This is a genomic window from Arthrobacter sp. CAL618 (assembly GCF_000468215.1).
GTDB lineage: Bacteria > Actinomycetota > Actinomycetes > Actinomycetales > Micrococcaceae > Arthrobacter_D.
On record NZ_ASZW01000072.1, the window covers coordinates 32,491 to 39,434 of the forward strand.

The following is a 6,944-nucleotide window of genomic DNA, read 5'->3' on the forward strand; positions in this document are numbered from 1 at the left end:
ATGCATCAAGCCAGCACGGGTTTCCAGCGGTCTATTGCCTGCATACCTACACCTTATAGCCGGTCTTCGCCGCGCTGAGCCGCTTGTCACCCTGTCCCGGCTACGCATCCCCGGCACGTCGCGGCTAGAGTAACTAAGTGATCCGTCACGATCCTGACAATCTTGGATTGTGGCTACAGACAGGCTTCGGAGTACAGCTCCGTTGCGGCAGTTTTGAGCATCGCAGAAATCATCTGCGAAGTGGGAGAGGTTTGGCGTGGCTGTAGAGCAGGGTGGACCGGAGATTCTAAGCAATTTGGCCGGCGGCACGGACGGTGATCCGGAAGAAACAGCCGAGTGGATTGAATCCCTCGATGAGCTGATCCGGGTCCAGGGCACCGAACGGGCCCAATTCATCATGCGTTCGCTGTTGCAGCGTGCCGGTGCGCGGAGCGTCGGTGTGCCGATGGTGACAACGACGGACTACGTGAACACCATCCCGGTGGACCAGGAACCCGACTTCCCGGGTGACGAAGAGATCGAGCGCAAGTTCCGCGCCTGGATGCGCTGGAATGCAGCCGTCATGGTGCACCGCGCTCAGCGCCCCGAAATCGGGGTCGGCGGCCACATCTCCACCTATGCGGGCGCGGCCACGCTCTACGAAGTCGGTTTTAACCACTTCTTCCGCGGCAAGGACCACCCGGGCGGTGGCGATCAGGTGTTCTTCCAGGGCCATGCCTCCCCCGGGATGTATGCCAGGGCTTTCCTTGAGGGACGCCTGACCGAGGAAGACCTCGACGGATTCCGACAGGAGAAGTCGAAAGAGGGCCATGCCCTCTCCTCATACCCGCACCCGCGCCTGATGCCGGAGTTCTGGGAATTCCCCACCGTGTCCATGGGCATCGGCCCCATGAACGCGATCTACCAGGCCCAGTCCAACCGGTATCTCCACAACCGTGGCATCAAGGACACCTCCGACCAGCAGGTCTGGGCGTTCCTCGGCGACGGCGAAATGGACGAACCGGAGTCGCGCGGCCTGCTGCAGCTTGCAGCCAACGAACGGCTGGACAATCTCAACTTCGTCATCAACTGCAACCTGCAGCGCCTCGACGGGCCGGTGCGCGGTAATGGCAAGATCATGCAGGAACTTGAGGCGTTCTTCAGGGGCGCTGGCTGGAACGTCATCAAGGTGGTCTGGGGCCGCGAGTGGGACGAGCTGCTGGAGAAGGACGAGGACGGATCTCTCGTCGGGATCATGAACTCCACGCCCGACGGCGACTACCAGACATACAAGGCAGAATCCGGTGGATTTGTCCGCGAGCACTTCTTCGGGAAGACGCCGCAGACCAAGGAAATGGTCGCTGACTACAGCGACGACGCCGTCTGGAAGCTCAAGCGGGGTGGCCACGACTACCGCAAGGTTTTCGCCGCCTACAAAGCCGCAACCGAGTTCAAGGGGAAGCCGACCGTCATCCTGGCCAAGACGGTCAAGGGTTATGGTCTCGGACCACACTTCGAGGGACGCAATGCGACCCACCAGATGAAGAAGCTGACGTCGGAAGACCTGAAGGCGTTCAGGGACCACCTTCGAATCCCCGTCTCCGACGAGCAGATCGACGACGACCTCTACAACGCCCCGTACTACCACCCAGGTGCGGATGCCCCCGAGATCAAGTACCTCCTGGACCGCCGCAAGGCACTGGGCGGCTTTGTCCCCGAGCGCCGGAACAAGCACACGGAGATTACCCTTCCGGGCGACAAGGCCTACGAGGTAGCCAAGCGGGGCTCCGGGAAGCAGATGGCTGCCACCACCATGGCGTTCGTCAGGCTGTTGAAGGACCTGATGCGGGACAAGGAGTTCGGCAACCGGGTGGTGCCGATCATCCCTGATGAGGCACGCACCTTCGGGATGGACTCATTCTTCCCGACGGCCAAGATCTACAACCCGAATGGGCAGAACTATCTGTCGGTGGACCGGGACCTCGTCCTGGCCTACAAAGAGTCGGTCGAAGGGCAGATCCTGCACGCAGGTATCAACGAGGCTGGTTCGGTAGCAGCGTTCACCGCCGCCGGAACTGCCTACGCCACCCACGGCGAACCGTTGATCCCCGTCTACGTGTTCTACTCGATGTTCGGCTTCCAGCGCACCGGCGATTCCTACTGGGCTGCAGCCGACCAGATGACCCGCGGGTTCATCATCGGGGCCACCGCGGGCCGCACCACCCTGACCGGTGAAGGGCTACAGCACGCTGATGGGCACTCCCCACTGCTGGCCTCCACCAACCCGGCAGTGGTCACCTACGATCCGGCCTACGGCTACGAAATCGGCCACATTGTGCGGGACGGTTTGAAGCGCATGTATGGCGAAGGGTCAGAGGACCGAAACCTGATGTACTACATCACGGTCTACAACGAGCCGATCCTGCAGCCCAAGGAACCGGAAGAGCTCGACGTCGAGGGGATCCTCAAGGGCATTTATCTGCTGTCGCCGGCCAAGATCGACGGAGCGCGCGCCCAGTTGCTTGCCTCCGGAGTCTCGGTGCCGTGGGCCCTGGAAGCGCAGCAGATTCTCGCTGACGACTGGGGTGTCTCCGCTGACGTGTGGTCGGTGACCTCCTGGAACGAGTTGCGCCGGGACGGGCTCGCGGCTGAAGAGGACGCGTTCCTGAACCCGTCCGAAGATGCCCGGGTACCGTTCATCACCCAGCAACTCGAAGGCGCCACCGGTCCGATCGTGGCAGTGACCGACTACATGAAGGCTATTCCGGACCAGGTGCGTCAGTTCCTGCCGAACGAGTTCGCGACGCTCGGCGCCGACGGGTTCGGTTTCTCCGACACCCGGGCCGCGGCACGCCGGTTCTTCAAGATCGACAGCCACTCCGTGGTGGTGCGAGCCCTCGAGATGCTGGCACGCCGCGGGGAGGTGGACGCTGGAGCGCCCGCCGAAGCGATCGACAAGTACAAGCTGCTTGATGTGAACGCCGGCACCACCGGCAACACCGGCGGGGACAGCTAGCCCGCACAGTGGGCTAGCAACTGCGGCGGCGTCGGCAGGCACACGCCGGCGGGCTGACACGGCCTAGGTAGGTACAGCGTCGGCGGGCACAGTCGCTCGCTCGAGTCAGAAACGGCCCTCGGGCTCAGGTTTGCCGGTTGCAACCGGCGGATCTGAGGCCCAGGGCCGTTTCTGTTGGGTGGGTGGCGTGCTGGCGGGGTGTTTGTAGCCTCCGCACAAAATGGAGCCTGAGGCCGAGGGGACGTATGCTCAACCCATGCCTGTGTCCGAACGCCCCTTTCCACCCAGTTCCCGCAGGGCTCAGATCCCTGTAGCCGACCCGGACACGGTGGAGCGGCTGAAATCGAAGATCGGCGCCCTGTCAACCGCCACCCTGCAGCAACTCGATGCGTCGCTGCCCTGGTACCGGGGATTACGTCCGGATGAGCGGTCTGCTCTGGGACTGGTGGCGCAGAAGGGAATCGCGTCTTTCGTCAACTGGTATCAGCGCCCGGTTTCGCCGGCCTGGGTCCTCAGCGACGTTTTTGGCACCGCGCCAACCGAGCTCACCCGCTCAATCAGCCTGCAGAAGGCGCTGCAACTAATCCGCGTAGTGGTTCAAGTGGTCGAGGACCGGGTGCCTGACCTGGCAGCTGACGCCGACCAGGGCGCACTCCGCGAAGCCGTTCTGCGCTATTCACGGGAGGTGGCATTTGCTGCTGCCGACGTGTACGCGCGGGCCGCTGAGACCCGTGGGTCCTGGGACACCCGGCTCGAAGCACTCGTGGTCGACGCCATCCTCCGCGGGGAAAGTTCGGACGCCTTGCGTTCACGGATCGCCGCAGTGGGCTGGCAGTCCCAGGCCAGAATTACCGTCATGGTAGGCAGTTCCCCGCCGGAGCCCAACGCCCTATTCCTCAACGAGTTGCGGCGCACCACCGATCGAATCGCCGAAGACACCCTGGTGGGAATCCAGGGCGACCGGTTGATCCTCGTCCTCGGCGGGGTGGAGAATAACGAAAGCACCTACAGCCGTTTGAGTGATCTGTTTGGGCCGGGGCCTGTGGTGTACGGACCCGAATCCGAATCCCTGGTGGCCGCGAGCAGCTCAGCGCAGGCGGCTTTCGCCGGGCTGACCGCGGCGCGCGCCTGGCCTGCCGCGCCACGCCCGGTTGCTGCCGACGACCTGTGGCCCGAACGGGTCATCTCCGGCGACGACACGGCGCGAAAGGCGCTGATTCGCAACATCTACCGTCCGCTGGTGGGTGCGTCGAATGGCCTCGAGGAGACCCTGTCCTCCTACCTCAATCTGGGGCATTCGCTTGAGGCAACCTCCCGCGCGTTGTTCGTCCACGCGAACACCGTTCGCTACCGGCTACGACGGGTCTGCGACATCACCGGATGGGATCCGTTGCTCCCCCGTGAGGCGTTTGTTCTGCAGACGGCGCTCGTGGTGGGCAGACTGTCCCAACCATCGCCAGGGCCGGCCGAGCGCCCTGTTACTCGTCCGTAACCCGGTCCCTCGTTGTAGACTTCCTACAAAGCGACCCCCGGAGCTTCGTGCACCGGGATACCCAATAAACCTCTCCCAGTTTGGAAAGCTTGAAAAGTGCTTGCAATCGTCTGCCCCGGTCAGGGGTCCCAAACGCCCGGTTTCCTGAGCCCCTGGTTGGAACTTCCGGGCGTCTCTGATCATCTCGACTCCCTCAGCGGCCAGGCCGGTCTGGATCTCATCCGGCACGGCACCGAGTCCGATGAGGAAACGATCAAGGACACGGCGGTGGCGCAACCCCTGATTGTTGCTGCTGGCTTGGTGACAGCCCGTGTACTGCTGGCCAATCGTCCAATGACTGCAGCGACAGTTGTCGCCGGTCACTCGGTCGGCGAGCTGACGGCGTCGGCCATTTCCGGTGCATTGTCCGAACAGGACGCCGTAACATTTGTTCGCGTCCGAGCGACAGCGATGGCGGAGGCGGCTGCGGTCGTTCCCACCGGTATGAGTGCAGTGCTGGGTGGAGATCCCGACGACGTCGCCACCGTACTTGCGCGGCACGGCCTGACAGCGGCGAACAGCAATGGTGGTGGCCAGGTAGTCGCTGCCGGCACCCTGGAGCAGCTCGCGGCTTTGACAGCCGATCCGCCAGCCAAGGCCCGAGTCATCCCCCTCAAGGTGGCGGGCGCCTTCCACACTCATCACATGAGCCCGGCTGCGACAGCGCTGCAGGAGTTGAGGGGGTCCCTGATGCCGATGGCACCGGCCGCCACCCTGTTGTCCAACTTTGATGGGGCACCGGTGGTCACCGGGGAGGGCAATCTGGACAGTCTGATCGCCCAGGTATCCCGGCCGGTCAGGTGGGATCTCTGCATGGCCCAGATGGAACAGATGGGTGTGTCCGGAGTGATCGAGCTTTCGCCGGCGGGTACTTTAACCGGCCTGATGAAGCGCGGAATGCGCGGGACCCCCACATTGGCCGTAAAATCGCCAGAGGATCTTGATGCTGCGGCTGCCTTCATTGATGAGCATTCCCGTACACCGGATCCGGTCATTTCCCCCATCGCAGAAGGACATTCGTGAACGCCCCGGCTTTGAAGCAAGCTCCACTGCGCGAGCACACCCGCATCCTCGGTATTGGGGCTTTCCGCCCCGATGTCATTGTGACCAATGAAGACGTCTGTCAGTGGATAGATTCTTCTGATGAGTGGATCCGGCAGCGGACCGGGATTGTGACGCGGCATCGCGCCGACCGGGACACCAGTGTGATCGACATGGCCGAAGCCGCTGCGCGAAGCGCTCTGGAGAACGCTGGCATTGAGGCATCCCAGCTCGACGCCGTTCTCGTCTCAACCGTGACCCACCCCTATGCCACCCCTTCGGCAGCCGCCCAGCTCACCGACCGGTTGGGAGCAACTCCGGCGCCGGCCTACGATATTTCCGCAGCCTGTGCAGGTTATTGCTATGGCATTGCGCAGGCTGATGCGATGGTGCACGCCGGAACCGCCGAGTACGTGCTGGTGGTGGGCGTTGAGAAGCTGTCGGACTTCATCGACAACGCAGACCGCACTATTTCCTTCCTGCTGGGCGACGGGGCCGGCGCGGTGGTGATCGGTCCTGCCGACAGCGCCGGGATTGGTCCGTCCGTCTGGGGCTCCGATGGCAGCAAGCACCAGGCCATCCGGATGTCCCACTCGCTCCTCGACATCCGGGATGCCGAGTTGGCCTCGGTTGCCGCAGTGGGTGGATCCCTCGACGACGCGCCGAAGGCCTCCTGGCCCACCATGCGCCAGGACGGGCAGACCGTCTTCCGTTGGGCTGTCTGGGAAATGGCCAAGGTGGCACAACGTGCTCTCGACGAAGCCGGGGTCACAGCTGACGACCTGGTCGCGTTTGTCCCTCATCAGGCGAATATCCGCATCATCGATGAAATGGTCAAGCAACTCAAGCTTCCCAAGCATGTCGAGGTGGCTCGCGATATCGTAGATGCGGGAAATACCTCCGCCGCCTCCATTCCACTTGCCATGCACCGCATGCTGCAGGAAAATCCCGCCCTGAGTGGCGGTCTTGCGCTGCAGATCGGTTTTGGCGCCGGGTTGGTGTTCGGCGCACAGGTGGTAGTACTCCCCTAGTTTTCCCCAAGCCAAACCGTCAACCGCGGTTTGATTAACCATGTCGGGTCATTGATCCGGCTAGACAAGAAAAGGAGCCATCCATGGCTAGCAACGAAGAAATCCTGGCCGGACTGGCCGAAATCGTCAACGAGGAAACTGGTCTTGCACCAGAGTCGGTTGAGATGGACAAGTCCTTCACCGATGACCTGGACATCGACTCCATCTCGATGATGACCATCGTGGTCAACGCCGAGGAAAAGTTCGGCGTTCGCATCCCCGACGAAGAGGTCAAGAACCTGAAGACCGTCGGCGACGCCGTCAACTTCATCTCCGGCGCGCAGGCTTAAGCAGTTCAGCCTTCCGG

At 62.9% G+C, this 6,944-nt stretch carries 5 protein-coding genes; all 5 read left to right on the forward strand.

Going from position 1 to position 6,944, the window contains the following annotated elements:
- Positions 1-256 precede the first annotated feature (256 nt).
- Positions 257-2,995: a pyruvate dehydrogenase (acetyl-transferring), homodimeric type gene (gene aceE / locus K728_RS0104480; protein ID WP_019482896.1), complete on the forward strand. Its 2,739-nt coding sequence runs from the start codon at positions 257-259 to the stop codon at positions 2,993-2,995.
- A gap of 256 nt (positions 2,996-3,251) precedes the next feature.
- Positions 3,252-4,487 (forward strand): PucR family transcriptional regulator, encoded by a 1,236-nt coding sequence (locus K728_RS0104485; RefSeq protein WP_019482897.1) that lies wholly within the window; start codon positions 3,252-3,254, stop codon positions 4,485-4,487.
- A 96-nt stretch (positions 4,488-4,583) separates the two neighbouring features.
- Positions 4,584-5,549: an ACP S-malonyltransferase gene (locus K728_RS0104490; RefSeq protein ID WP_024475983.1), complete on the forward strand. Its 966-nt coding sequence runs from the start codon at positions 4,584-4,586 to the stop codon at positions 5,547-5,549.
- On the forward strand, positions 5,546-6,598 hold the full coding sequence (locus tag K728_RS0104495) for a beta-ketoacyl-ACP synthase III (RefSeq protein ID WP_024475984.1): 1,053 nt from the start codon (positions 5,546-5,548) through the stop codon (positions 6,596-6,598). The genes K728_RS0104490 and K728_RS0104495 overlap by 4 nt, the downstream gene beginning before the upstream one ends.
- A gap of 83 nt (positions 6,599-6,681) precedes the next feature.
- Entirely contained in the window at positions 6,682-6,927 is a 246-nt protein-coding gene (locus K728_RS0104500) for an acyl carrier protein (protein WP_019482900.1), read from the forward strand.
- Positions 6,928-6,944 lie beyond the last annotated feature (17 nt).